22 protein-coding genes, 2 tRNA genes and 1 other RNA gene are annotated in these 25568 nt (G+C 75.0%); 13 read left to right on the top strand and 12 right to left on the bottom strand.

Translation table 11 applies throughout. From position 1 onward, the window contains the following. Window positions 1-56 precede the first annotated feature (56 nt). Entirely contained in the window at window positions 57-692 is a 636-nt protein-coding gene (upp, locus tag C1708_RS17085; protein ID WP_106413497.1) for a uracil phosphoribosyltransferase, read from the top strand. Between the two features lie 56 nt (window positions 693-748). Here upp and C1708_RS17090 read toward each other — a convergent pair whose 3' ends face one another. The 3 genes from C1708_RS17090 to C1708_RS17105 all read right to left on the bottom strand — a co-directional run bounded on the left by C1708_RS17090 (window position 749) and on the right by C1708_RS17105 (window position 2958). Next, window positions 749-1369, bottom strand: a complete 621-nt coding sequence (locus C1708_RS17090) for a LytR C-terminal domain-containing protein (protein ID WP_106413498.1) — start codon at window positions 1367-1369, stop codon at window positions 749-751. 132 nt (window positions 1370-1501) lie between these two features. Further along, window positions 1502-1798 (bottom strand): type II toxin-antitoxin system VapB family antitoxin, encoded by a 297-nt coding sequence (locus tag C1708_RS17095; protein ID WP_004943146.1) that lies wholly within the window; start codon window positions 1796-1798, stop codon window positions 1502-1504. A 437-nt stretch (window positions 1799-2235) separates the two neighbouring features. Continuing rightward, window positions 2236-2958 (bottom strand): siderophore-interacting protein, encoded by a 723-nt coding sequence (locus tag C1708_RS17105; RefSeq protein WP_106413499.1) that lies wholly within the window; start codon window positions 2956-2958, stop codon window positions 2236-2238. An 80-nt stretch (window positions 2959-3038) separates the two neighbouring features. Between C1708_RS17105 and C1708_RS17110 the strand changes: the two genes are divergently transcribed. From C1708_RS17110 to C1708_RS17135, 6 genes are all read left to right on the top strand, one after another. Next, the gene (locus C1708_RS17110; protein ID WP_106413500.1) at window positions 3039-5132 is read left to right on the top strand and encodes a penicillin acylase family protein; all 2094 of its coding nucleotides are present in this window, start codon (window positions 3039-3041) and stop codon (window positions 5130-5132) included. Beyond that, window positions 5125-5733: a GNAT family N-acetyltransferase gene (locus C1708_RS17115; protein ID WP_106413501.1), complete on the top strand. Its 609-nt coding sequence runs from the start codon at window positions 5125-5127 to the stop codon at window positions 5731-5733. Before C1708_RS17110 ends, C1708_RS17115 begins: the two co-directional genes overlap by 8 nt. Further along, on the top strand, window positions 5730-6209 hold the full coding sequence (locus C1708_RS17120; protein WP_106413502.1) for a cupin domain-containing protein: 480 nt from the start codon (window positions 5730-5732) through the stop codon (window positions 6207-6209). The genes C1708_RS17115 and C1708_RS17120 overlap by 4 nt, the downstream gene beginning before the upstream one ends. Further along, complete coding sequence (locus tag C1708_RS17125; protein ID WP_106413503.1) at window positions 6206-6976, top strand: SDR family NAD(P)-dependent oxidoreductase; 771 nt, start codon at window positions 6206-6208, stop codon at window positions 6974-6976. The genes C1708_RS17120 and C1708_RS17125 overlap by 4 nt, the downstream gene beginning before the upstream one ends. 144 nt (window positions 6977-7120) lie before the next feature. Next, window positions 7121-8860 (top strand): copper resistance CopC/CopD family protein, encoded by a 1740-nt coding sequence (locus tag C1708_RS17130; RefSeq protein WP_106416342.1) that lies wholly within the window; start codon window positions 7121-7123, stop codon window positions 8858-8860. Between the two features lie 104 nt (window positions 8861-8964). Then, window positions 8965-9378, top strand: a complete 414-nt coding sequence (locus C1708_RS17135; RefSeq protein WP_106413504.1) for a hypothetical protein — start codon at window positions 8965-8967, stop codon at window positions 9376-9378. A 334-nt stretch (window positions 9379-9712) separates the two neighbouring features. On the opposite strand, the gene C1708_RS17140 is transcribed toward C1708_RS17135, so the two are convergent. From C1708_RS17140 to C1708_RS17165, 6 genes are all read right to left on the bottom strand, one after another. Beyond that, window positions 9713-10465 (bottom strand): ALF repeat-containing protein, encoded by a 753-nt coding sequence (locus tag C1708_RS17140; RefSeq protein WP_106413505.1) that lies wholly within the window; start codon window positions 10463-10465, stop codon window positions 9713-9715. Window positions 10466-10712: 247 nt separating this feature from the next. After that, window positions 10713-13151, bottom strand: coding sequence for a helicase-associated domain-containing protein (locus C1708_RS17145; protein WP_106413506.1), 2439 nt, complete (start codon window positions 13149-13151; stop codon window positions 10713-10715). Between the two features lie 183 nt (window positions 13152-13334). Continuing rightward, window positions 13335-13514 (bottom strand): hypothetical protein, encoded by a 180-nt coding sequence (locus tag C1708_RS17150; RefSeq protein WP_106413507.1) that lies wholly within the window; start codon window positions 13512-13514, stop codon window positions 13335-13337. 408 nt (window positions 13515-13922) lie between these two features. Further along, on the bottom strand, window positions 13923-14348 hold the full coding sequence (locus tag C1708_RS17155; protein ID WP_106413508.1) for a PIN domain-containing protein: 426 nt from the start codon (window positions 14346-14348) through the stop codon (window positions 13923-13925). Next, on the bottom strand, window positions 14345-14635 hold the full coding sequence (locus C1708_RS17160; protein ID WP_106413509.1) for a ribbon-helix-helix domain-containing protein: 291 nt from the start codon (window positions 14633-14635) through the stop codon (window positions 14345-14347). The genes C1708_RS17155 and C1708_RS17160 overlap by 4 nt, the downstream gene beginning before the upstream one ends. A gap of 215 nt (window positions 14636-14850) precedes the next feature. Continuing rightward, window positions 14851-14938: transfer RNA gene (locus C1708_RS17165), tRNA-Ser, on the bottom strand. A gap of 72 nt (window positions 14939-15010) precedes the next feature. On the opposite strand from C1708_RS17165, the gene ffs reads away from it, so the two are divergent. The 6 genes from ffs to C1708_RS17195 all read left to right on the top strand — a co-directional run bounded on the left by ffs (window position 15011) and on the right by C1708_RS17195 (window position 23484). Next, an RNA gene (ffs, locus tag C1708_RS17170) (signal recognition particle sRNA small type) lies at window positions 15011-15109 on the top strand. Between the two features lie 48 nt (window positions 15110-15157). Then, on the top strand, window positions 15158-17371 hold the full coding sequence (locus C1708_RS17175; protein ID WP_106413510.1) for a DNA polymerase III subunit gamma and tau: 2214 nt from the start codon (window positions 15158-15160) through the stop codon (window positions 17369-17371). A 144-nt stretch (window positions 17372-17515) separates the two neighbouring features. Beyond that, complete coding sequence (purD, locus tag C1708_RS17180) at window positions 17516-18769, top strand: phosphoribosylamine--glycine ligase (RefSeq protein ID WP_106413511.1); 1254 nt, start codon at window positions 17516-17518, stop codon at window positions 18767-18769. A gap of 319 nt (window positions 18770-19088) precedes the next feature. Next, window positions 19089-20861, top strand: coding sequence for a hypothetical protein (locus C1708_RS17185; RefSeq protein ID WP_106413512.1), 1773 nt, complete (start codon window positions 19089-19091; stop codon window positions 20859-20861). 169 nt (window positions 20862-21030) lie between these two features. After that, window positions 21031-22407, top strand: coding sequence for a N,N-dimethylformamidase beta subunit family domain-containing protein (locus tag C1708_RS17190; RefSeq protein WP_106413513.1), 1377 nt, complete (start codon window positions 21031-21033; stop codon window positions 22405-22407). Between the two features lie 177 nt (window positions 22408-22584). Continuing rightward, on the top strand, window positions 22585-23484 hold the full coding sequence (locus C1708_RS17195; RefSeq protein ID WP_106413514.1) for a phosphoribosylaminoimidazolesuccinocarboxamide synthase: 900 nt from the start codon (window positions 22585-22587) through the stop codon (window positions 23482-23484). A gap of 97 nt (window positions 23485-23581) precedes the next feature. Here C1708_RS17195 and C1708_RS17200 read toward each other — a convergent pair. From C1708_RS17200 to C1708_RS17210, 3 genes are all read right to left on the bottom strand, one after another. Beyond that, window positions 23582-23654: transfer RNA gene (locus C1708_RS17200), tRNA-Gly, on the bottom strand. Window positions 23655-23679: 25 nt separating this feature from the next. Beyond that, a complete protein-coding gene (locus C1708_RS17205) occupies window positions 23680-24285 on the bottom strand; it encodes a response regulator transcription factor (protein ID WP_106416343.1) in 606 nt (201 codons plus the stop codon). Between the two features lie 5 nt (window positions 24286-24290). Beyond that, window positions 24291-25523: a sensor histidine kinase gene (locus C1708_RS17210; protein WP_106413515.1), complete on the bottom strand. Its 1233-nt coding sequence runs from the start codon at window positions 25521-25523 to the stop codon at window positions 24291-24293. Window positions 25524-25568: the final 45 nt, after the last annotated feature.

Below are 25568 nucleotides of genomic sequence, written 5' to 3' on the forward strand. Positions count from 1 at the left end.
CCCCTTGCCCCGCACGGGGACGCCGACCCCTCCGCGGCCCGGTTAGGGTTGAGGCCATGCGTCTCCACGTCGTCGACCACCCCCTGGTCGCCCACAAGCTCACCACGCTGCGCGACCAGCGCACCGACTCCGCGACCTTCCGCCGCCTCGCCGACGAGCTGGTCACCCTGCTCGCCTACGAGGCCACGCGCGACGTGCGCACCGAACAGGTCGACATCCAGACGCCGGTGGCGCGGACCACGGGCGTGAAGCTGTCCCACCCCCGCCCCCTGGTGGTGCCGATCCTGCGGGCCGGCCTCGGCATGCTGGACGGCATGGTCCGGCTGCTGCCGACCGCCGAGGTGGGCTTCCTCGGCATGATCCGCAACGAGGAGACGCTGCAGGCCTCGACGTACGCCACCCGGATGCCGGAGGACCTCTCCGGGCGTCAGGTGTACGTCCTGGACCCGATGCTCGCGACCGGCGGCACGCTCGTCGCGGCCATCCGGGAGCTGATCGAGCGCGGCGCGGACGACGTGACCGCCGTGGTGCTGCTGGCCGCGCCGGAGGGTGTCGAGGTCATGGAGCGCGAGCTGGCCGGCACGCCGGTGACGGTCGTGACGGCGTCCGTCGACGAGCGCCTCGACGAGCAGGGCTACATCGTGCCCGGCCTCGGCGACGCGGGCGACCGGATGTACGGGGCCGCGGAGTAACTCCGCGCGTCACAGCCCCCGCGGGCTCCGCTCGGGCGTGCTCGGGCGGGACCCGCTCAGCAGTTCTTCGAGGCGGGCGTCGGCTCGGGGGCGGCCAGTGCGGTCAGCGCCTTGTCGGCGTCCGCCTTCGCCGTCAGGCCCCGGAACGCGTCGCCGATGATCAGGTCGAGCTCCGCGCCCTTGCGGGCCGGGTCGGTGCGCCGCTCGGCGCCGGCCAGCTGGGCGCCCAGCACCGGCAGCGCCGTGTCCAGCGCGGTGGCGGGACCGAGGAGCACGCCGGCGCCCTTGACCTTCTTGTCGTACGCCTCCGGCGCGTTGGCCACCTCGCCGATCCGGAAGCCGCGCTTCTTCAGCTCGTCGGCGGTCTTCTGGGCGAGCCCGCTGCGGGTCGTGGCATTGAGCACGTTGACGGTGATCGTGCCGGGGCGCAGCAGCGGCTCGGCGGCCCCCACGGCGTCGGCCGGCGGCTTCGCCGCGGGGGTGCAGGCGGCCTTGGCGCCGACCGCGGAGGCGGAGTCGCCCCCGCCGGTGAACACGTCGATGAGTTGCAGCGTGCCCCAGCCGCCCACGCCGAGCACGGCGGCGGAGGCCGCGCTCAGCACGACGAGCTTGCCGCGCCGTCGGGGCCGGCGCATCCGCGGGTACTTGTCACCCGTGATGCGGTACTGGCCGCCCATGCCGGGTGGAGTGAGCATGCTCATGGGCGCAGCGTAGTGCGCCCGGGCTGCTATGCCTACTAGATGATCATTCGACTGGAGGCAGTCCAACCCGAAAGGGCCAAACCGGGCCGTCAGGGGGTTCGACGGGCGTCAGTCGAGTTCGAGAACGCGCGCGTGCAGCACCTGGCGCTGCTGGAGCGCCGCACGCACCGCGCGGTGCAGTCCGTCCTCGAGGTACAGGTCGCCCTGCCACTTCACGACGTGCGCGAAGAGGTCGCCGTAGAAGGTCGAGTCCTCGGCGAGGAGGGTCTCGAGGTCGAGCTGCTGCTTGGTCGTCACGAGCTGATCGAGGCGGACCGGGCGCGGCGCCACGTCCGCCCACTGCCGGGTGCTCTCCCGGCCGTGGTCGGGGTACGGCCGGCCGTTTCCGATGCGCTTGAAGATCACACGGAAAGCCTACCGGTCGAGACGTTCCGGGCGCAGCCACGGCGACGCAGTACGCCGCCGTAAAAACCGCCCGGAACCGTCGGAAAACGTCCCGCGCTCCCGCCGCGCGCCCTTTCCGGCCGCCCGGTCCGCCGCCGTCCGGCCCGCATACCCGCCCCCGGTACGGCGCCGGCCCGCCGGCCAGGCCCCGGCTTCTCCGCGGTCCTCACCGCCCTCGCCGACGCCTTCCTCCCCCGCTTGTGCGCCCGCGCCTTCGCCAGGGACTCCGGGTCCTTGAACGCCCACTCCACCGGGATCCGCCGGTCCGGCGGCGTCCCGGTCGGCGCGGCGGGCGGGACGCGGCCCGGCAGCCGGCCGGCGTCGGGGTCCTGGGCGAGGCGCGGTGCGACGTCCACGCCCCGGTGGTCGCGCGTCGCCCGTCGGGCGCGCGTCGCGGGTCAGCTCGCGCGCCAGTACCCCAGCGCCTGCACCCGCTGCTTGGCGAGGCCCAGGTCCTTGCGCACGAACGCGCCCAGCGTGCGGGTGGTCGCCGTGTCGCAGGCGATCCACACGTACGGGTCGGCGTGGGACCTCAGCAGGTCCGGCAGTTCGGCGCGGACGCGGTCCACCAGCGCCGCGCCCGCGTCCCGCCGGGGGACCTCGCGCACCTCGTGCCGCGCGGGGTCGGCCACGCAGGGCAGCCCTTCCAGGGAGCCCTCGAACCAGATGGTCGCCGGGGTGTCGCCCAGGGCGCCCAGCAGGGAGTTGACGGCCGGCAGCGAGGCCGGGTCACCGACCACGCAGACGTGCGACGGGGCCGGGCTGGGGTGCTCGAAGCCGGTGCCCTGCACGGTCGCCTCGATGGTGTCCCCGGGCTTCGCCGCCCGCGCCCAGTCGCTGGCGCAGCCCTCGTGCAGCGCGAACTCCAGGGCGAAGGCGCCGGCCTCCGGGTCCGGGTCGACCAGCGTGTACGCGCGCTGGTGCGGCCTGCCCGCGTTGTCGAACCACAGCCGTACCCACATCGTGGGGTGGACGCCGGTCGTCGCCAGCATCCCGCCGTCGGTGAAGGTCACCCGCCGGTAGTCGGCGGTGACGTCCTCGGCGCCCGTCACGGTGAACTCGAAGTCCTTCGCGCGCAGCAGTCTGAGGACCGCGCCCTCCCAACCCCGCCCCTGCCCCATCGCGTCTTCCCCCTTCGCGTACGATGCCGCCACGTCACAGTGACTTAGGGGAGCCTAACCTAAAGGGAAGTGGGGGCACAGTGTCCGGTGCGATCTTCCGGGACGCCTGGGGGATTCCCCATCTGCGGGCCGACGACGCGCGTGAACTCGCCCGTGTGCAGGGGCTGGTGACCGCGCTCGACCGCGGCTGGCAGATCGAGGTGGAGCGGCACCGCGCCCAGGGCACCTCGGCCTCCTTCCTCGGCGCGGAGGCGCTGCCCTGGGACGTGCTGGTCCGGCGCGCCCGGGTGGCCGACACGGCCCGCCGCTGCCTCGCCCGCCTGGAGGAACGCGACCCGGAGACCGCCGACTGGATCCGGGCGTACGTCACCGGCGTCAACCAGGGCCTGGACGGGCACGACGCCCCCGAGTTCGGCCGCGCCGGTGTCCTCCCCGGCCGCTGGGAGCCGTGGACGCCGCTGGCCGTGTGGCTGTCCACGCACCTCCTCTTCGCCGGGTTCCCCGCCAAGCTGTGGCGCGACCACGCCGCCGCGCGCCTCGGGGCGGACGCCGTGGGCCTGTTCGCCACCGACGGCCCCGGCACCTCCGGCAGCAACGGCTGGCTGGTCGCGGGGGAGCGCACGGTCACCGGGCAGGCGGTCGTCGCCGGCGACCCGCACCGCTTCATCGAGGACCCCGGCGTCTACCAGCAGATACGCCTGTCCTGCCCGGAGTTCGACGTCGTCGGCCTCGCCGTGCCCGGCGTCCCCGGCATCGCCCACTTCGGCCACACCGGCACGGTCGCCTGGGCCATCACCAACGCCATGGCCGACTACCAGGACCTCTACCGCGAGCGGCTGCGCCGCACCGGCGCCGGCGTCGAGGCGCTCGGCCCGGACGGGACCTGGCGGCGGGCCGCCCGGCACACCGAGACCGTCGAGGTGGCGGGCGAGGAACCGGTCGAGGTGGAGGTCGTCGAGACCGATCGCGGGCCCGTCGTCATCGGCGGCCCCGAGGGCCTCGACGGCGGGGTGCCGGAGCCGGACGGGCCCCCGCTCGCCGTCGCCCTGCGCCACCCGCCCCGCGTCACCGCCGACCTCGGCTTCGGCGCCCTGCTGCCGCTGCTGCGGGCCCGCCGCGTCGCCGACGTCGACCGCGCCGCCGACCTGTGGGCCGAGCCCGTCAACGTCGTCCTGGCCGCCGACACCGAGGGCGGCACCCTGCACCGCGTGGCCGGCCGCGTCCCCGTCCGCTCCGACGCCAACCGCGTCCGCCTGGTGCCCGCGTGGGAGCCCGGCCACGAGTGGCGGGGCTGGCACGAGGCGCCGCGCGCCGGACTCGACGACGGCGTCGCCGTGATGGCCAACCAGCGCGGCCCCGCCGCCCCGCTCGGCGTGGAGTTCGCCCCGCCGCACCGCGCCGACCGCATCGCCGCGCTGCTCGCCCGGCGGCGCCGCTGGTCGGCCGCCGACATGGCCGCCGTCCACACCGACACCCACCTCGCCTCCGCCGCTCCCCTCCTGGACCGTCTGGCCGCGCTCGGCGCACAGGACCTCACCGGTCCCGCCGCCGCCCTGCGCGAGCGGCTGCTGGCCTGGGACCGGCACATGGACGCCGGCAGCGCCGACGCGGCGGCCTTCGCGGCCCTGCGCGGTGCGGTCGTCCGCCGGCTCGCCGCCGAGCCCGCCCTCGCGGCGGCCGCGGCCCCGCCCCCGTACCCGGAGGTCTTCCGCCCCTGGCTCGCCCTGGTCCCGCGCGTCGGGTTCGCGCTCGAACACCTGCTGTCGGCGGAGGACCTGTTCGGCGTCGACCGCCCGGCCGTCGTCCGCGCGGCGCTGGAGGAGGTGGCCGCCGCGCCGCCCGCCGGCGTCTGGGGCACCACCCACCGCCTCGCGCCCTGGCGGGCCCTGCCGCCCGAGGCGCCGCAGGAGGAGCCCGGCCTGTCCGGCGACCACGACTGCGTGCTGTGCACCTCCGCCGTGCCCGGCATCACCGACCTCGCCGCCCGCGGGCCCGCCGCCCGCTACGTCTGGGACCTGGCCCGGCGCGAGGACAGCCGCTGGGTGGTGCCGCACGGCGCCTCGGGCCGCCCCGGCTCGCCCCACCACCGCGACCAGCAGCCGCTGTGGCTCGCCGGAGACCTGGCCCCGGTCGTCACCGACTGGGCGCAGCTGACGAAGGAGACCGATGTCTGACCCGTACGCCTCCCGCCCGGCCGTCCACGAGCAGACGGTCGACGGCTTCGGCGCGGTGCGCGTCCTGCCGCTCGACCCGGCCGCCGACGCCCCCCTGCTGCACCGCTGGGTGAGCGAGGAACGCGCCGTGTTCTGGGGCATGAACGGCCTCACCGTGGAGCGGGTCGCCGAGATCTACGCGCACATGGAGACCCTCGACACCCACCACGCGTACCTCCTCGTCAAGGACGGCGCCCCGGCCGCGCTGCTCCAGACGTACGAGCCGGAGGCCGACCGGGTCGGCGAGTGCTACGACGTCCGGCCGGGCGACATCGGCGTGCACCTGCTGCTCGCGCCCCCGGAGCCGGACGGGACCCGCTCCGGCTGGACCGCGGGGCTGGCGGCCGCCGTCGTCACCTACGTCCTGGTGGCCCTGGACAAGCGGCGGATCGTCGTCGACCCGGACGTCGGCAACGAGAAGGCGATCGCCCGCTTCCTGAAGCAGGGCTTCACCGCCGGACCCCGGGTGGTGCTGCCGGAGATCGACCTGCCGGACGTGCACCTCCCGCAAAAACGGGCACAACTCGCGTTCCTCACCCGCGAGGTAGCCTTCGGCAGGTGACCCCCGACGACCTCGTCGCCCACTACCGGCTGGAGCCGATCCCCCGTGAGGGGGGCCGGTTCCGGCAGACCTGGGCCGGTCCCGCCCGGCCCGACGGCCGCCCCGAGGGCACCGCCGTCGTCGCCCTGCTCACCAGCGAGCCCGGCGACTTCTCCGCCCTGCACCGGCTGCCCGCGGACGAGACCTGGCACCACTACCTCGGCGACCCGCTGCGGATGCTGCTGCTCGCCCCCGACGGCACCAGCAGCACCCCGGTGCTCGGCCCCGACGTCCTCGGCGGCCAGCACGTCCAGCTCACCGTCCCCGCCGGCACCTGGATGGGCGCCCGGGTCGCGGACGGCGGCTCCTGGACGCTGTTCGGCTGCACCATGGCCCCCGGCTTCACCTACGAGGGCTACGAGCACGGCGACCCGGCCGAGCTGACGGCCCGCCACCCGGACCGGGCGGACCTCGTCGCGGAGCTGGGCCGTCCATGAGCGCCCGGGGACTGCTGCACGGTCAGGCCGCCCTGGTCACCGGCGCGGGCGGCGGCATCGGCCGGGGCATCGCCCGCCGGCTCGCCGAGGAGGGCGCGGCCGTCGCCCTGCACTGCCGCACCTCCGTCGCGTCCGCGCGGGAGACGGCGGGCGCCGTCCGGGACGCGGGCGGCAGGGCCGTCGTCCTGCGGGCCGACCTCACCGACGAGGACGCCTGCCACCGGCTGGTCGCCGAGGCCGCCGAACGGTTCGGCGGCCGGCTCACCGCGCTCGTCAACAACGCCGGCGTCCAGCCCGTCCAGGAGCTCGCCGGGATGACGGCGGCCGAGTGGCGCGCGGTCGTGGACACCAACCTCACCGCCGTCTTCGCCTGCACCCAGGCGGCGGCACGGCTGATGCGCGACCAGGGCGGTGGCTCCGTCACCCACGTCGCCTCGGTCGAGGCCCGCTTCCCCGCCCCCGGCCACGCCCACTACGGCGCGTCCAAGGCCGCGGTGGTGACGCACGCCCGCTCGGCGGCGCTGGAGTACGGCCCGTGGGGCGTGCGCGTCAACACGGTCTCACCCGGCCTGATCGACCGGGAGGGCCTGGCGGACGCCTGGCCGGAGGGCGTACGGCGCTGGCGGGAGGCGTCCGCCGTGGGCCGCCTCGGCCGCCCGGAGGACGTCGGCGACGCCTGTGTGTTCCTCGCCTCCCCGCTCGCGTCCTGGGTGACCGGCCACGACCTGGTGGTCGACGGAGGGGCGACGTCCCGCCCGACCTGGTGACGACGTCCCCGCCGCGTTGAGCGGAGCGCGCCTTCCGTCCGTACCCCCCTGGGAGGCGAACGGCCGGGAGGCGGGGACGACGTGGAGCGACGGCACGACGGGACGGCGGGCGACCGGGGCGGAGGCCGGCTGCTGCGGGCCCTGGTGCCGCTGGGCGTCCTGCTGGTCCTCCTCCTCGCCGGCGCGGCCCCGGCGAGCGCCCACGCGGCCCTGCGCGCCAGCGACCCGGAGGAGGGGAGCGTCGTCAGGACGGCGCCCACCCACATCACCCTGACGTTCACCGAGTCCGTGGGCCTGCTCGAGGACTCCTTCCGGGTCTACGGCCCCGACAACCGCCGCGTGCCCGTGGAGGAGCCCCGGCACGCGGCCGACGCCGCCGACACCGCCCGCGCCGCGCTCCCCCCGGACCTCGACGAGGGCACGTACACCGTGGCGTGGCGCGTGGTCTCGGCGGACAGCCACCCCGTCTCGGGCGCCTTCACCTTCTCCATCGGCACACCGTCCCCCACCCCGCCCCCGGCCCCCGAGGACCACGCCGAACACCCGGTCACCCAGAGCCTCTACGACACCGGCCGCTACCTCGCCTACCTCGCGGCCGCGCTGCTCATCGGCACGGCGGCGTTCGCGGCACTGTGCCGCCCGCCGGACACGGGCCCGCTGCGGGCGCCGCTGCTGTTCGGCTGGTGGACCCTGCTGGTGACGACGGCCGCGCTGCTCCTCCTGCGCGCCCCCTACGAGAAGGGCGCGTCCCCGGCGACCGCGCTGGACCTCTCGTCGTTCCCCGACACGCTCACCGCCCGCCCCGGCCTGGCCCTCCTCACCCGCCTGGCCCTGCTCCTGACAGCCGCCCTGCTCCTCCCCGTCCTCCGCCGCCGTCCCCTGCGCACCCGCGTGACGGCGGGCGCGGCCCTCTCCCTCGCCCTGGCCCTGACCTGGGCGTCGGCCGAACACGCCTCGGCCGGCATCCAGGTCCCGGTCGCCATGACCTCGTCGGTGCTGCACCTGCTGGCCATGGCGTGCTGGCTCGGCGGCCTGGCGGCCCTCCTGCTCACGCTCCACCGCGCGAAGACCCCGCCGCCGTACGGCACGGTGGCCCGCTTCTCCCGTCTGGCGTTCACGTCGGTGACGGTCCTCGTCGTCACCGGCGCCTACCAGTCCTGGCGCGGCCTCGGCTCCTGGTCCGCCCTCACGGAGACGGCGTACGGCCGCACGCTCACCGTGAAGCTGGCCGCGACGGTGTTCCTGCTGCTCGCGGCGGCCCTGTCCCGCCGCTGGACGACCCTGTCGGCACGGCCGGCGGCGGCCGGGGAACGCGTACCCGAACCGGTGGGCGCGCCGGGCCCGCCCCCCGAGCCGGGGACCACGACCGTGACGGCCGGACCGGAAACCCTCCACCGCCGCGCCCTGCGCCGCTCCGTCCTCGCGGAGGTGGTGGTGGCGGTGGCCGTCCTGCTGGTCACCACGGTGCTGACCGGCACACTGCCCTCCAGGGCGGAGGCGGAGGCCGCGAAGGCGCCCGAGCCGCAGGTGGCGGGCCTGCCCGGCGCGGAGGCGTTCACGGTCCCCTACGACACGGGGACGCCCGGCGGCAGCGGCACGGTCCAGGTGACGATGGACCCGGGCCGGGTCGGCGAGAACGGCCTCCAGGCGGTGGTCTTCGGCCCCCAGGGCGCCCTGACCTTCGTCCCCGAACTCCGCGTCGCCTTCACCCTCCCGTCCGAGGACGTCGGCCCCATCGACGCGCAGCTCACCGACCGGGGAGGCTACTGGGCCACCAACGACCTCACCCTCCCCCTGGAGGGCACCTGGACGATGAAACTGACGGTCCGCGTCTCGGACATCGACCAGGTGACGGAGACGCGGGGGGTGCGGATCACGCGGTGACGGGGCGGCAGGCGGTCCGGACGAGAGGGCGTCGGCTCACTCCGCCCCCATGGCATCGTCATCGCACGCCTGCTGTTCGGCAGACCGTCAGGGAGAGGACGACCATGGACCTGCACTCGGCACATCGCATCCTCGAGGCCGAGGCCGCCCGCACCGGACTCGGCACCGGCCCCGACCGACGGCTGCGGCTGACGCTGATCATCGGGATGCCGCTGTTCCTGCCGGTGCTGGGGATCATGATCCTGGTGCCGAAGTCACTGATGAACGACGTGCTCCATGTCTATGAGGCCGGGATCATCGGCTGCCTCCTGCACTACGTGTGGGTGTTCGCTCAGTACCCGCGGTACGTCGGCCGACCGCCGTACCTCACCCGCGACCTCGCCATGGGCGGCGGCTTCTTCCTGCCTTCGCTGTTCTTCGGCTTCTGGCCGGGCATGATCGCCGCCCCGGCCTGGTCCGTCTTCGTCGGGGTCGCCTACGCCGTGGACGTGTGGCGGGAACACCGTGAGCGCCGCTGAGCCTCCGGCGCCGACGACCTGAGGCGCGGGCGACGGCGTACGCACACGAGGTGACGCCCGACGAACCGGCGCGGGACCTCAAGCCGACGGCCGAGGACCGAGGGCGTCGAGGGGTTCGAGCGGCTCGGGGGCGGGAAGGGCGAGCGGCGCGGTGTGCCGCGCACCCTTTTCGCCGTCGCGGACACCCGCAGGCGCGAGCCGCACCGCGCGGACGGACGCAGGCGCGCGCGGCACGACCCGCCCTGACCGGAAGGGCGCGGCGGCCGGCCCCGCTGTGGGTACTGCCACGAGCGGGGCCGGCCGCCGACTGCTCCGGACGGGCGGCGTCCGGCGGTCAGGCGGCCCGGTAGGCCGTCAGCCAGGCGCGTATCTCGTCCGCGTCCATGCGGTCGAGCAGGCCGTTGATCTCCTGGACCAGCTTCGTGTCGCCGTTCTTCTGGGCCGTGCCGAGGAGGGTGAAGAGCGCGACCCGGTCGTCCTCGGCCTGGGCGAGCGGGTAGCCGGTCTCCAGCCACTCGCGGAATTCCTCGGGAACGTTGCGGTCGAGGAGGCTGTTGATCTCCTTGATCACCCGCTTGTCCCCGTTCTGCTGCGCCGTGTGCAGTATGCGGGAGAGGCGGACGCGGTCGTCCTCCGCCTGGGCGAGCGGGTAGCCGGTCTCCAGCCACTCGCGGAGTTCCTCGGGAACGTTGCGGTCGAGGAGGCCGTTGATCTCCGCGATGACCCGCTTGTCGCCGTTCTGCTGCGCCGTGAAGAGGATCCTGACGATGGCGACCCGGTCGTCCTCGGCCTGGGCGAGCCGGTAGCCGGTCTTCAGGAAGGCGCGCATGTCGTCGGCGGTGCCGTCGAGGGCCTGGGTGGCCGCCTCGGTGACGCCCCTGCCGCTGTCCTCGTCCGCCAGGATCGCGTGGATCGCGGCACGCAGCTCGTCCTCCGACATCTCGTCCACCGGAGTCTCGGACGAGACCGTCACGGTCGTCGCGGTGGCGGGTGCGGTCGCCGGGCCGGCGAAGGCCGGGGTGGTGAGAAGGAGGGCCGGGGTCAGGGCCGTGGCCACGACGAGCAGGCCTGCGCGGTGCTGTCTCACGAATGTGCCTCCTGTTTGAGTGCGGGCATCTTGATCATGACAGAGAGCACTGTCGATCTCACTGCCGGAACCGGGCAGTTCTCCGCACGAGCCGCTTGCCGCCCGCACACGCTTTCCGCAGGCCCGTCCGGGAGTTCGCGGGGGATCGGGGGAGTCCTGACCACTGATCGGGGGTCTCCTCCGCGAACGGTCTCCGGTCCCCGCCCCGGCAGAGCGGACCCGGCGCCGGTGTCGAGCGGCTCCGGTCTCACTCGAGCACGGGGCTCATGACGCTCTGGATGCGGGAGAGGGTGAAGACGCGCTCATCGTCGCGCAGATGGCACCAGGCCTCGACGTAGGGCGGGTCGAGCACGAGGCTGCTGAGGGTGCGCACGGTCCTGTTCCCCGAGGCGGCGACGTACTCGACGGTGAGGGGTTCACCGGTGTCGATGGCATGGGCGAGCTGACGGACGTCGCTGTACGGCAGGTGCTTCGCGTACCCCGCGACGATCTCCTCGGTGTCCGTGGCGAAGGGCGGTCCTCCGTCGAACGGCGCGGGTGCGGGAGGCGTCGGCGGGGCCTTCAGCAGCTGGGCCGCCAGGGCGCCCGGGTCCACCGCGACGGCTGCCCCCGCCGCGCCCGGGGCAGCGGCCCGGCCACCGCCCTCCGCGCCCGTGCGGCGCGGAGCCGGCACAGGAGCGGCGGCCCGCTGAGGCCGGGTCCTCTCGATCCGTACCGTGCCCTCGGCGGTCTCGGCGACGGGGGCGTATCCCTCGGCCCGGAGCGCGGTGACCGTCGCATCGAGCGGGCTGCGGCTGACCAGCACCGTCGGCGCCAGCTGCCGCAGCCCCAGCTTGGCGAGCCTGCGGTGGGCGGCGAGCTCCGCCAGGAGCGCGGGCTCGTCGCCGTGGAGGACGCAGGCGGCGGGGGCGACGCGTACGCGTCCGTGGCCCCGTGCGGTGTCGGTGATCAGGTACGACAGCGGCTGCGGCAGCGGCCCGGCGGCGACGGCGGCCAGGTCGGCGGCGATGGCGTCGGGGCCACGGCCGGCGTCCAGCGCCCGGCGGATGCTGCCGGCGCTGAACCGCCACACCGATGCCGTGCCGCTGGTCTCCCGGTCCGCCACGGAGTCCAGGAGCGAGGCCAGCCGCGCGGACGGTGTGCCGGTGACGACGGCGGTGAGGTCGGCGCCGATCCGTGCCGTCGCGGTGGCCGAAGGCAGCAGCCGCCGGCACTCGATGCCCACCCCCTCCGGGTCATCGGCCCACAGGTGGATGCCGAAGGCGGACAGGGCGCCGCGAGCGATGACGCCGAGGAGCTCGGCCTCACGGATGACGAGGGCGAACGGCGCCGCGTCCGGGAGCGGTGAGTGGGCGAACGGGCGGTACCAGGCGATCAGGGGCCCCAGCTCCGACGTGGCCGTCGCGCCCTGCCCTGCCGGAAGCTCCTCGGCCGCGGCCAGCAGCCCGTGGCGCGCCCGCAGGCAGGCACGGCAGGGCGGTGCCGCGGCGAGAGCGGGAAGCGCCTTGCCGTCCTCGTCACGCGCCTGCGTCGGGGTGAGCGGCAGGTTCCGCCATGCCTGGAGCAGTACCGCGAACTGCTCCGGGGGTTCCTGCCGAGCCCAGGCGTCGTACGTCTCGGTCGGCGCCACGCGATCACCGTCCGGCCCCAGGAGGCCGGCGGCGTACGCGGTCTCCAGCACCAGGCGCACGACGGCGTCGTCGGCCTGGGCGGCCTTGCCGATCCGGGCCAGTTCGCGCGCACCGATCCCGCCGGACTTCAGCCGGGCCGGCGCGGTCGCCGAGCAGACCGACAGGACCGAGGTGGCATGGGACGCGAACACCGTGGCCGCGGCGGCCGCCTCGCGGTCCACCTCCTGCGGGGTGACGGACGCCGTCCGCACGGCAGGCGGGACGGGGTCGAACGGGGCGTGCCGGCCGGGCCCGCGCAGCGCGAGCGCCACCTCGGCCGGCATACGGGCCGGTCCGTAGCCGTGACGGTCCTGGATCAGGAGCCCCCGGTCCAGCGCCCACCGGGCGCCCGGTTCGAGGCCGGGACCGGAAGCGCCGAACACGACGAACCGCGGCTGCTGTTCCGGCCCGTCCTCCGCGTGGCGTTCGAGCAGCTTCCGGGCCGCCGCGGGGGCTTTCGCGACCACCGCGAGAACCTGTTCCGCGGTGCTGTGGTGTTCCACCAGTGCGGCCAGTCGCTGCGCCTTGGTGCCCGGCGGCTTGACGCCCAGCGCCACCAGCATGCCGCGCAGTTCGTCGGAGGTCACGCCCGCGAGCAACTGCTCCAGCGGCTCGTCCAGCCCCAGGGGCGCGTCCCATGCCTGCCGCAGCGGTCCGGCCATACGGAGCTTCCCCGCGCCGTCCGGCCAGACCAGGGCGTGCTCGGCCAGCCCTTCCAGCACGGCGTCCAGCCGGCGGGCGGTCTCGTCGTCCGCCACCCCCAGCAGCCCGGCCAGGGCCTCACGCGACGCGGGCGCTCCCAGCGCCGCCAGCGCCTCGGCCACCTGGAGATGCGGCAACGCGAGCCGGGGCAGGACCAGCGCCACCGACCCCGGGCGCTGAAGACGGTCCGCCAGTTCCCCCAGCGACCGTGGCGTCGGCGGGGACATGGCGTCTCTTCGAGCTTCGAGCACGCGTGTCAGACGCGAGCCGTCGAGGCCGCTCAGCCAAGTCGTCAGCGTGGATCGGGACTTCACGCGGTGTGCACCTCGTCGCGCCGGGGAGTGCCGCAGCGGGCCGGATTCCCGGCACCGGGTTCAAGGATGGCGTACTCCCGTGATCAGCGGGTGCCCTACGGGACAGATCACCCGCCGAGCGCCGGCGGCTCGCGGTCCACGTCACCCGTCCGACGTGACCTGGCGCTCGGACTTCCCCGGCTGTCATCGGGTCACGGCCACCAGCACGGCCATCAGCGCCGTCATCGCCGAAACGCTGGTCACCGAGGTGTGGACCGGCGCCGTCAGGGCGGGACGCCAGAACACCAGCACACCGAGCGCCGAGGCCAGGAGCAGCGTCAGAACGGCGACCACCACGGCGAGCACAAGCATGATCAGAGTCATCGAGGAACATCCTTCGAGCAGGCGTGCGACCGCACGCACGAAGCGGAGCGCACGCGCTCCGCCCCTTCCGTGGACTGCCGGGGGTTCCCGACAGCACGGCGAGAATGAACGAGGTGAGGGTTAGCGCCGCAACCCCTGCCTGAGCTGCACCTTTGTTGGTCGGCCGGGCTGATCCGCAGGGCCTTGCACCCCGGCTGGTCAGGTGCGCGCCCCTCGGGACGGCGTCCTTCCGCGTCCGGGCGCGGCATGCCTGCGCCAGGGGCTGCTCTGCTCCAGCCGTCGTTGGTGACGGGCGGACGCGAGGGAACTCGCCGGGAGCGGAAGAGATCGCTCCGCGTGTGTCGAGTCTGTCCGGACGGGCGCGGGCGGGGCCGAACGAGCCCAGTGCCGGGACCGGTCGCCCGCTGCTCAGACCTTCTTGACGACGATCGTGTCCGGGACCAGGCGTTCCAGGTCGTCCGTGTCCGAGGTGAAGACGGTGACCTGGCCCTTCTGCCGGCGGGCGATGACGGCGAGGACAGCGTCGATGGCGTCCTTGTACCCCTGCAGCCCGGCGTCGGTGAGGAGCCGGCGGGCCCGGCGGGCCTCGTCCTTGCCGATGTCGGCGACAGTGAGGCGGGAGAGGATCCAGTCCCGGCGCTGCTCCGTGGTCCGGCCGTCGTGCGCCTCGATCAGCGTCATGGGCGACGTGACCACCTCCGCCTCCCCGGAGGTCGCGAGATCGATCCGCGCGATCATCGCGCGGTCCCCCTGTACGGCCAGGGAGAGCGCTTCGGAGTCCAGGACGAAGACACGTGCCGGCTCCTGCCGGGCCGCCGTGTCCCGTTTGCTCACGCGGCCTCTCCGGTCCGACGCCCGTCGGCGCCACGACGCCGGAGGTGCTCGGCGTCGAGTTCGTCGAGCTCCGCGAGGGCGGCGGCGCGCTCGTCGCCGGTGACGGGGCCATGCTCTTCCTGCAGCCAGTCGGCCAACTCCCGCAGCCGGTCGCGGTCGCGCTTGTGGCGCAGCGCTTCGGCGACGTAGGCGGACAGCCCTCGTTCCGCCGCCTCGCTGCGGATTTCGTCGAGGAGATCCTCGGGGACGGTGACAGTCACCTTCTTGGTCGCCGTACAAGAGACCACGCTCCCGGTACTCAATCCCGTACCAGTGCGGTCCGATGGGCATCCGAACGTGGTGACCAGGGGCTCGGCGGCGCGGCCCCGAAGGGCCGAGCGGACCGTACGGGGAGTGCCTGAAGACCTCGCTGCGGACCAGGGACAGGACAACGAGAGCCGCGAACGTCGAAGGGCCCCACCGCAAGCGGTGGGGCCCTTCGACATCGTGCCCGGTGAGGCACTGGCGGAGGATACGAGATTCGAACTCGTGAGGGGTTGCCCCCAACACGCTTTCCAAGCGTGCGCCCTAGGCCTCTAGGCGAATCCTCCGCCGGAAACATTACATGACCGAGAGGAGTGCTCGCGAACTCGTTCCCGCCCCGGGTGATGAGGTAGCCTCTGCGTAGCCCCTCACGCGGCGCTATCTGACTGAACTCCCCCAGGGCCGGAAGGCAGCAAGGGTAGGTTGGCTCTGGCGGGTGCGTGGGGGGCGCTTGCGTTCCCCGGCGGCCGGACCGGTTGTCGGTATGCGCCTATAACCTCGTAGGCGTGTCGTCTCTCGCGCTGTACCGCCGCTACCGACCCGAGTCCTTCGCCGAGGTCATCGGGCAGGAGCATGTCACCGACCCGTTGCAGCAGGCGCTGCGGAACAACCGGGTCAATCACGCGTACCTGTTCAGCGGACCCCGCGGCTGCGGCAAGACGACCAGTGCGCGGATCCTCGCGCGGTGCCTGAACTGCGAGCAGGGACCCACCCCGACCCCGTGCGGCACCTGCCAGTCCTGCCGCGACCTCGCGCGCAACGGCCCCGGTTCGATCGACGTCATCGAGATCGACGCCGCGTCCCACGGCGGTGTGGACGACGCCCGTGACCTGCGAGAGAAGGCGTTCTTCGGGCCGGCGTCCAGCCGCTACAAGATCTACATCATCGACGAGGCCCACATGGTCACGTCGGCCGGTTTCAACGCGCTGCTCAAGGTCGTCGAGGAGCCGCCGGAGCATCTGAAGTTCATCTTCGCGACCACCGAGCCCGAGAAGGTCATCGGGACCATCCGGTCGCGCACCCATCACTACCCGTTCCGGCTCGTCCCGCCCGGCACCCTGCGCGAGTACCTCGGCGAGGTGTGCCAGAAGGAGGGCATCGCCGTCGAGGAGGGCGTGCTGCCGCTGGTGGTGCGGGCCGGCGCCGGGTCCGTGCGTGACTCGATGTCCGTCATGGACCAGCTGCTCGCCGGCGCGGGGGAGGAGGGTGTGACGTACGCCATGGCCACCTCCCTGCTGGGCTACACGGACGGTTCGCTGCTCGACTCCGTCGTCGAGGCGTTCGCGACCGGTGACGGGGCGGCCGCCTTCGAGGTCGTCGACCGGGTGATCGAGGGCGGCAACGACCCGCGCCGGTTCGTCGCCGACCTGCTGGAGCGGCTGCGTGACCTGGTCATCCTCGCCGCCGTCCCCGACGCCGCCGACAAGGGCCTCATCGACGCCCCCGCCGACGTCCTGGAGCGCATGCAGGCGCAGGCCGACACCTTCGGGCCCGCCGAGCTCAGCCGCGCCGCCGACATCGTCAACGAGGGCCTCACCGAGATGCGCGGCGCCACCTCGCCCCGGCTCCAGCTGGAGCTGATCTGCGCACGCGTACTGCTGCCCGCCGCGTACGGCGACGAGCGCTCGGTCATGGCCCGGCTGGACCGCATCGAGCGCGGGGCGCAGTTCCCGGCGGGCGGTCCGGCCGCCGGCGCGCCCGCCATGGGGTACGTCCCCGGTCCCGGGGCCCATGGGGCCGGGGCTCCGCCCGCGGGTGCGGTCGAGCCCGGCGGTGGCCCCGCCGCGGCCCGCGCGGCCGTACGGGCGCAGGCGTCGCCCGCGTCCACGCCCCCTCCGGCCCGGCCGCAGGCTCCGGCCCCCGCTCCGACGCCTCCCCCTGTCGTTCCGCAGTCGCCCCCGGCGGCCGCCGTACCGGCACCCGCCCCGTCGGCGCCCCCCACCCCTGCCCCCGGCGCCTGGCCCACCGCCGCCCCCGCCGGCGGCGCGGGCGCCGGTACGGGCAGGCGCCCCGGCGGCTGGCCCACGGCCACCCCGGCGGGCGGCGGCGCCGGCCGGGCGCAGCCGGCGGCACCGCCCGGCGCTCCGTCGGCGCCCCCGGCCCCGTCGACACCTTCGGCGCCCGCCGCACCCCCGAGCGGCGGCGGCCTCGACCCCCGCACGCTCTGGCCGAACATCCTGGAGACGGTCAAGAACCGCCGCCGCTTCACCTGGATCCTGCTCAGCCAGAACGCCCAGGTGACGGGCTTCGACGGCACGACCCTCCAGCTCGGCTTCGTGAACGCGGGCGCCCGGGACAACTTCCTCAGCAGCGGCAGCGAGGACGTGCTGCGTCAGGCGCTGGCCGAACAGTTCAACGTGCAGTGGAAGATCGAGGCGGTCGTCGACCCGTCCGGCGGTGGCGGCCCGGGAGCCTCCGGCCCGGCGGGCGGCCCGTCCGGCGGCCGCAGCGGCGGCGGATACGGAGCACCCGGCGGCGACAGCCATCGGCCCTCCGCCCCTCCGGCGGTGGCCCCCGCCCCTCCGTCCCCCGTCCCCTCGGCATCCGCCCCGGCCGCCCCGGCCCGGCCGGCCGCCCCGGAGCCGCCCCCTCCGGTGTCGCCCGAGGACGACATCCCGGAGGACGACGACCCCGACCTGGACGAGTCCGCCCTCTCCGGGCAGGAGCTCCTCGTCCGCGAGCTGGGCGCGACGGTCGTCGAGGAGTTCACGAACGAGTAGGGCCGGTCCGCCGGGCCCCACGGAGCCACGCGCGCAAGCGCCGGCGGGCGGCCCGGGTCTTGGAGGAACGCACGACACCCCCCTCCCCGCCCGTTCGGAAGCCCGCACAAAAGGCGCCCGCCGTCTGCCGTTAGGCTGACCCCCGTGAAGGTCCTCGTCATCGGCAGCGGCGCCCGCGAACACGCCCTGTGCCACTCCCTGTCCCTCGACCCCGATGTCACCGCGCTGCACTGCGCGCCCGGCAACGCCGGCATCGCCGAGGTCGCCGAGCTGCACCAGGTCGACGCCCTCGACGGCGCCGCCGTGTCCGCGCTGGCCGTGCGGCTGGGCGCGGACCTCGTGGTGGTCGGCCCCGAGGCGCCGCTCGTCGCCGGTGTCGCCGACGCCGTGCGCGAGGCGGGCGTCCCCGTCTTCGGCCCCTCCAAGGAGGCCGCGCGGCTCGAGGGCTCCAAGGCCTTCGCGAAGGACGTCATGGCGGGGGCCGGCGTGCCCACCGCCCGCTCCTACGTGTGCACCACCCCGGACGAGGTCGACGCGGCCCTCAGCGCGTTCGGCGCCCCGTACGTCGTGAAGGACGACGGGCTCGCGGCCGGCAAGGGCGTCGTCGTGACCGACGACCTCGAGACGGCCCGCGCGCACGCGGCCGGCTGTGAGCGCGTCGTCGTCGAGGAGTACCTCGACGGCCCCGAGGTCTCCCTCTTCGCGATCACCGACGGCGAGACCGTCGTGCCCCTCCAGCCCGCCCAGGACTTCAAGCGCGCGCTGGACGGCGACGAGGGCCCGAACACCGGCGGCATGGGGGCGTACTCCCCGCTGCCGTGGGCCGACCCCAAGCTGGTCGACGAGGTCGCCGAGACCGTGCTGCAGCCGACCGTGGACGAGATGCGCCGCCGCGGCACGCCGTTCTCCGGCCTGCTCTACGCCGGTCTGGCGATCACCTCGCGCGGGGTCCGCGTGATCGAGTTCAACGCCCGGTTCGGCGACCCCGAGACCCAGGTGGTGCTGGCCCGGCTGAAGACGCCCCTGGCCGGGCTGCTGATGGCCGCCGCCACCGGCGACCTCGCCCACCTGGAGCCGATCCGCTGGAGCGACGACGCCGCGGTCACCGTGGTCGTCGCCTCGCACAACTACCCCGGCGCCCCGCGCACCGGCGACCCCGTCACCGGCCTCGACGAGGTCGCCGCCCAGGACGCCCCGCACGCGTACGTCCTGCACGCCGGGACCCGGCGCGAGGGCGACACGGTCGTCAGCGCGGGCGGGCGCGTGCTGTCCGTGACGGCGACCGGCAAGGACCTCACCGAGGCCCGCGACCGCGCCTACCGGGCCGTGGCCCGCATCAAGCTCGACGGCTCCCAGCACCGTACGGACATCGCGCGGAAGGCGGCGCAGGACGCGTAACCAGGGCGAGTGAGCAGCGGCACGGCCCCCACGAGGGGCCAGGTCGCCCCAGCCGCGCCCTCACCCACCCCACAGGCCCCGGATCCCCCAGGATCCGGGGCCTGACCCTTGCCGTCCGTCGACCACCTTTCCCCAAAGCCATTCCATCGAGTGAGCGATGTGCCATCCGGCTGACGAGGGCCGGGGCCCCAACTAGGGTGCCGCGCAAGCGTTCCGGCACTTGGCCCATCGGCATTGCGATGTCAGCGGCGGGTGCCACAGTGGGGGGCATGGGCAAGCCAGGACTGCGTCAGGCGCCGGGAGGGGGTGAGGGCGGGCCATGACCGTGAGCGGAGTGGAGGCGGAGACGGGCGCCCGAGGCGCTCAGGGCGCGCGGGCCCGTGCGCTGGCCGTGCTGCGCGTCCGCAGCCGTGCGCTGGCCGTCGCGCTGCTGCCGGCCGCCGCCGCGGTGATCCTGCTCGCCGGCGGTTCCACGGGCCATCTGCCGGGCCCCGGCTGGGACCTCGCCCGCCGCGTCCTCACGCCGCTCGCCGTGCTCGTGCTGCTGCTCGCCGCCGGTGTCGCCCTGGTCGTCGCCCGCGCCCGGCCCGCCGTCAGCCCCACCGTGCCGATCGCCGAGGAGGCGGCCCCGGACCTGTACCGGATGGTGCGGGACCTCGCCGACCGCCTCGGCGTTCCCGCGCCGTCCGCCATAGCGCTCACCCCGGACTGCGACAGCTGGCTGGAGGACCGCACCCACCCCGCGCACGGACCCCCGCCGCCCGAGGAGCACGACGACATCGCTCATGCGGGCCGCGCCGCGCGCCGCGGGCCCGCCGCGCCCGTGCTGGTCATCGGCTCGCCGTTCCTGTGGTGGATGCGGGTGGCCGAGCTGCGCGCCCTGCTCGCCCCGGTCGTCGCCGGCACGGGACCGTCGGCGCACCCGGACATAGCCGCCGCCCGGCGCTTCGTACGGGGCCTGGACGCCGCGGTCGCCGTGACGTCGGCGCCGGACCGCGGGCCGGTGTCCCGCGCGGTGTTCGCCGGGATCGGCTGGGTGGCCCGCCTGCTGCTGCACGGCAGCCGGGTGCACGCCGCCGAGATGGAGCGCGGGGTCGCCGCCGCGGCGGCCGAGCGTGCCAAGGCCGTGGACTACGGGCTGCGGATCGTCGCCCAGGAGCAGGTCGGTCTGGCCTACGCGGGCTGGGACCGGCTGCTGACCCGGGTGGCGCTGCCCGCCTGGCGGATGGGCCGCTGGCCCGCCCGGCTCAACGCGGGTGTGGTCGCCGCCCTCACCGAGCTGTCCCGGAGGGACCGGCTGGCCGAGGGGTTCGCCTCGCGCCTCGGGGAGCGTCCGGCCTGCGACCTCCTGGAGGAGCCCGGCGCGGTCGACGAGGCCACCTCCCTGCTCGCCGCCCGCCTCTTCCACGGCGGTCCCGCGGAGACCGGCCCCGCCTGGTCGCCGGTCCACTGGGGCGACTATCCGGAGGAGGTCGTCGACCGCAAGTGGCGCGCCGACGCCGCCCGCCTGCACCGGATACTCGACGCGCTCCGCGTCCCGCCCGCGGACGAGGAGCCGCAGGCCCCCGACGGGCCCACCCTCGCCCGCGTCCTGACCCACCTGGCCGCCTCACCGGGTCTGCCCCCGGCGCCCGTTCCGGCCGTATCCTCGGAGGAGGACGACCTGGCCGGAGGCACCCCCCACAGCGCCGTCCTCGCCGCGCGCATCACGGCGGAGCTGGCCCGCGAGGAGGCCGCCGCGGCCGCCGTGGCCGCCGTCCCCGCCGGTCCGCAGAGCACCGCGGCACCCGATCCCGGCCCCCTGCGCGACGACCGCGCGCTGCCCCTCTTCCCGCTCCAGCCGCCCCGCGCCGGACGGGAGCTGCTCGCCGACCACATCACGGCGATGGTCTGCTGCGCGGCGATGGACACCGTGGGCGCCACCCCCGGTCTCGACTGGCTCGACGGGCCCACCCTCCTCGTCGGCGGCGCCCGCGCCACCGACCTGCCGCCCCAGGTGCTGACCCTCGTCGAGGACGGCGACCCCTCGGGCCTGCGGAAGTGGCTCACCCGTCAGGGCATACGCCCCGAGAAGCCCGTACGCCTCGTCTGAGCCGCAGTCTCAGCCGCAGCCGCAACAGCCGCCGCTCCGCCCTGCCGGAGCCGTCCGCCCCGCCCGGAGTGCATCCCTCCACTTCAGCGCACACGCGACGAACGGTGACGGCGCGCGTGCGGACTGTGATGTGCTGGGGCCTTCCACGCTCAGGGGAGGGAGAACGATCATGCGACCGGAGCGAGTCCGCCACGCGACGACGGGGTCACCGGCACCCGACGGCAGCGACCCCTTCGCACCCGTCGCCCTTCCGTGGCAGCGCCCCTCCGGCAACGACACCGGTGCCCCCCGCGAGGGCCGCATCGAAGGCTTCGCCAGCACCTCCGCCGTGGCCCCCGGTGACTCGATCGACTTCCACGTGACCGTCGACCCGCCCCGGCCGTTCCGCGTCAGCGTCCACCGCATCGGCCACTACGACGGCCGGGGCGCCGCCGAGATGACCACCGGCCCCCGTCTCCACGGCACGGCGCAGCTCCCGCCGCTCACCGCCGGACGCACCGTCTCCTGCCACCACTGGTGGCGGTCCTGGCGGCTGCCGGTCCCGTCGTACTGGAGCGTCGGCGCATACGTCGCCGTGCTCGCCACGGAGGACGGGCGGCACCGCGCGCACGTCCCGTTCACCGTGCGCGACGACCGCGCGGCCGACCTGCTGCTGGTGCTGCCGGACATCACCTGGCAGGCGTACAACCCGTACCCGGCGGCGGACGGTCGCACCGGCGCGAGCCTCGCCCCCGCCCCGGAGGAGCACGACGCGGCCGACCCGGTCACCACCGTCACCTTCGACCGCCCCTACGCCGGCGACGGGCTCCCGCCGCAGGCCGGGCACGCCTACGACGTGATCCGCTGGGCGGAGCGCCACGGCTACGACCTCGCCTACGCCACCGCCCGCGACCTGCACGCGGGCCGTGTCGACCCGGCCCGCCACCGGGGCCTGGTCTTCCCCGGCCTGGACGAGTACTGGACGGCGGAGATGCGCGCGGCCGCGGAGGACGCCCGTGACCACGGCACCTCGCTGGTGTTCCTCTCCGCCCGCACCCTGCACCGGCAGATCGAGCTGGCCCCCGCCCCGTCCGGCCCCGACCGGCTGCTGACCTGCGGGAGACGCCGGGGTCAGGCCGGACCCGCGCTGTGGCGGGAGAACGACCGGGCGGAGCAGCACCTGCTCGGCATCCAGTACGCCGGTCCGGTCCCGGGGCCGCGCCCGCTGATCGTCCGCAACGCCGGCCACTGGCTGTGGGAGGCGACCGGCGCGCGCGAGGGCGACGCCCTCGACGGGATGGTCGCGGGCGGGGCCGACCGCTACTACCCGCGCACCCCGCTGCCCGTCCACGACGAGCGGATCCTGCTCGCGCACTCCCCGTACGGCGACCGGCGGGGCGCCCGGCGCCACCAGGAGACCTCCCTGTACCGCGCGCCGTCCGGCGCCTGGGTCTTCGCCTCGGGCACGCTCGCCTGGTCCCCGGCCCTCGACCGGCCGGGGCACGCCGACCCCCGGATCCAGCGGGCCACCGCCAATCTGCTCGACCGCGTCTGCAAACGCGCCTGACGGGGTGCGGGAGCCCTCGCCCGTCGGACCCGCCCGCACCACCCCGGCCGCCGTCCCGCCCGCACATACGGGAGAATCGACGTACCGTCCGGCCCTCTCCGCCACCGCCCTCCGGGAGCTTTCGCGGGAGCCGGGAGCGCCGCGGGCGTCCCTTCTGTTCAACCATGCGGAGGAACCGTGTCCGGATTCGTCGACAAGCCCGAGCCGATGCAGGTTCCGGGCCTGGTGCATCTGCACACCGGCAAGGTGCGCGAGCTGTACCGGAACGAGGCGGGCGACCTCGTGATGGTCGCCAGCGACCGCATCTCCGCCTACGACTGGGTGCTGCCCACCGAGATCCCGGACAAGGGCCGGGTGCTCACCCAGCTCTCCCTGTGGTGGTTCGACCAGCTCGCGGACCTGCTCCCCAACCATGTGCTGAGCACCGACCTCCCGGACGGCGCCCCCGCGGACTGGGCGGGCCGCACCCTGGTGTGCAGGTCGCTGAACATGATCCCGGTGGAGTGCGTGGCCCGCGGCTACCTCACCGGCTCGGGCCTCGCCGAGTACAACGAGAGCCGGACCGTCTGCGGCCTGGCGCTGCCCGAGGGACTGGTCGACGGCTCCGAGCTGCCCGCCCCCATCTTCACCCCGGCCACCAAGGCCGCCGTCGGCGAGCACGACGAGAACGTCTCCTACGAGGAGGTCGCCCGCCAGGTCGGCGCGGACACCGCGGCGCAGCTGCGCCAGGCCACCCTCGCCGCCTACTCCCGCGCCCGCGACATCGCCCGGGACCGGGGCATCATCCTCGCGGACACCAAGTTCGAGTTCGGTTTCGACGGGGAGGGCCTGGTCATCGCGGACGAGGTGCTCACCCCGGACTCGTCCCGCTTCTGGCCGGCCGAGCAGTGGGAGCCGGGGCGCGCGCAGCCCTCGTACGACAAGCAGTTCGTCCGTGACTGGCTGACCTCGGCCGAGTCGGGCTGGGACCGCGGGAGCGAGCAGCCCCCGCCGCCGCTGCCGCAGCAGGTCGTGGACGCCACCCGTGCGAAGTACGTGGAGGCGTACGAGCGCCTGACGGGCACCACCTGGAGCTGAACGCGGGCCCGGGGCCGGGGAGCGTCCCCCGGCCCCGCCCCCAGGGCACTCGCCCACGACGAAGGCCCCGGTCATCGACCGGGGCCTTCGTCCTCTGAGCGAACGACGAGGTTCGAACTCGCGACCTCAACCTTGGCAAGGTTGCGCTCTACCAACTGAGCTACGTTCGCCTGCTGCGCCGTGGCGCGAGCACCACTATACCCAACCTCGCTCCTGGGCGAGACGCACCGCGGTGTGCCGGTTCTCCGCGCCGAGCTTCGAGACGGCGGAGGAGAGGTAGTTCCGCACGGTCCCCTGGGACAGCCGGGCCCGCTCCGCGATCTCCGCGACGGGCGCCCCGTCGGCCGCCAGCTCCAGCACCTCCGCCTCGCGCGCGGTCAGCGGCGAGTCGCCGGCGGCGATCGCGTCGGCGGCCAACTCGGGGTCGACGTAGCGGTTTCCCCCGTGCACGGTGCGGATGATCTCCGCGAGCCGCTGGGCGCTGACGGTCTTGGGGACGAACCCCCGCACCCCCGCCGCGAGCGCCCGCTTGAGATGCCCCGGACGGCCGTGGCCGGTCACGATCAGCACCTGGCAGCCGGGCAGCTCCGTCCGCAGGGCTGTGGCGACCTTCACACCGTCCGCGCCGGGCATCTGGAGGTCGAGCACGGCGACGTCCGGGGCGTGCGCCCGCGCCATCGCCAGGGCCTCCGGCCCGGACGCGGCCTCGGCGACCACCAGGAGGTCGTCCTCCAGGGACAGCAGGGCGGCCAGCGCCCCGCGGATCAGGTGCTCGTCGTCGGCGAGCAGCAGCCGCACCACGCCGGTCACGACGCGACCTCCAGCACGGGCCGCGCGGTCAGCGGGACCTCCGCGACGAGCCGGAACTCGCCGTCCCCGGCCTCCCCGGCGTCCAGCGTGCCGTCCACCGCGGACAGCCGCTCCCGCAGCCCGGCCAGCCCCGTCCCGCCCGTACGGGACGACCCGTGGGGGGCCGTCGCCCCGTCGTTGCGCACTGTCAGCACCACACGTCCCTCCGGCCTCCGCACCGTGACGGTGCACTTCTTCGCGTCGCCGTGCCGCAGCACGTTGGTGGTCGCCTCCCGCACCACCCAGCCCAGGGCCGACTGCACCTCGGCGGGCAGCCCGTCGGTCTCGCCGCTGACCTCGCAGTCGATCCCGGCCGCCCTCAGCACTCCCCGCGCGCCGCTGAGCTCGGCCTCCAGGTCGGCCCGGCGGTAGCCGCGGACCACTTCCCGCACCTCCCGCTGGGACTCCTGGGCGATGCGCTGCACCTCGATCATCTGCTCGACCGCCTCGGGCCGTTCGCGCCGCGCGAGCTGGACGGCCAGCTCGCTCTTCAGGGCGATCACGGCGAGGTTCCTGCCCATCACGTCGTGCAGGTCCCGGCCGAAGCGCAGCCGCTCCTCGGCGACCGCGAGCCGGGCCCGGGTCTCGCGCGCCTCGTCCAGGGCGTAGACGGCGTTGAGCAGCCAGATGGAGAAGCAGGAGGTGGCGGCGATGAAACCGTTCGAGGCCGTCACGAACGCGGCCCCGGTGAGCGCGGCGAGGACGGGTGTGCCGAGCGCCCAGGTGACCAGGGCCGCACCGGCCCCGAACCCGGCGACGAGCCAGACGACGCGCCGCCGCTGCCTCATGGCGAGGGCCATCATGCCCACGCCGTAGCAGATCGTGGCGCTGAAGACCGCCCTGAGGACGGAGTCGACGTCGTCCCCGCCGGGGCCGTGCCGGGTGAGGACGAGGGCCGTGACCGCGATCGCGGCGGTCACGGCGCCCAGCGCCCACAGCAGCCGCAGCGGCTGGGGACGCCGGCGGCACGTCCAGTCCAGGGCGCGGGAGACGATCACCATGGCCAGCGCGACGTGTCCGACGACCGGCACCATGAGCAGCAGCGCGAGCCGTGCCTCCAGCAGCCCGAAGGCCAGCGCGCCGATCACCGTCGGCTCGGACAGCGCGATGAAGTAGAACGACCACCGCGTGTACGTCTCGACCTTCGCGGGTGTGCTCTTGCGCCCCCACCAGCCGCCCGGGCTTCCCATCCGCCGCTCCTGTCCCTGCCGATCTCCGGCGCCGCACCCGTCACC

The sequence above is a fragment of the Streptomyces sp. DH-12 genome, assembly GCF_002899455.1.
Classification (GTDB): domain Bacteria; phylum Actinomycetota; class Actinomycetes; order Streptomycetales; family Streptomycetaceae; genus Streptomyces.

What these genes read in the sequence shown, in the direction of transcription:
- C1708_RS17210 (WP_106413515.1), bottom strand. Translation starts at nt 25,523, where the DNA reads ATGGGAAGCCCGGGCGGCTGGTGGGGGCGCAAGAGCACACCCGCGAAG.
- C1708_RS17150 (WP_106413507.1), bottom strand. Translation starts at nt 13,514, where the DNA reads ATGACTCTGATCATGCTTGTGCTCGCCGTGGTGGTCGCCGTTCTGACG.
- C1708_RS17090 (WP_106413498.1), bottom strand. Translation starts at nt 1,369, where the DNA reads ATGGGCGGCCAGTACCGCATCACGGGTGACAAGTACCCGCGGATGCGC.
- C1708_RS17190 (WP_106413513.1), top strand. Translation starts at nt 21,031, where the DNA reads ATGCGACCGGAGCGAGTCCGCCACGCGACGACGGGGTCACCGGCACCC.
- C1708_RS17105 (WP_106413499.1), bottom strand. Translation starts at nt 2,958, where the DNA reads ATGGGGCAGGGGCGGGGTTGGGAGGGCGCGGTCCTCAGACTGCTGCGC.
- C1708_RS17125 (WP_106413503.1), top strand. Translation starts at nt 6,206, where the DNA reads ATGAGCGCCCGGGGACTGCTGCACGGTCAGGCCGCCCTGGTCACCGGC.
- C1708_RS17115 (WP_106413501.1), top strand. Translation starts at nt 5,125, where the DNA reads ATGTCTGACCCGTACGCCTCCCGCCCGGCCGTCCACGAGCAGACGGTC.
- upp (WP_106413497.1), top strand. Translation starts at nt 57, where the DNA reads ATGCGTCTCCACGTCGTCGACCACCCCCTGGTCGCCCACAAGCTCACC.
- C1708_RS17185 (WP_106413512.1), top strand. Translation starts at nt 19,089, where the DNA reads ATGACCGTGAGCGGAGTGGAGGCGGAGACGGGCGCCCGAGGCGCTCAG.
- C1708_RS17135 (WP_106413504.1), top strand. Translation starts at nt 8,965, where the DNA reads ATGGACCTGCACTCGGCACATCGCATCCTCGAGGCCGAGGCCGCCCGC.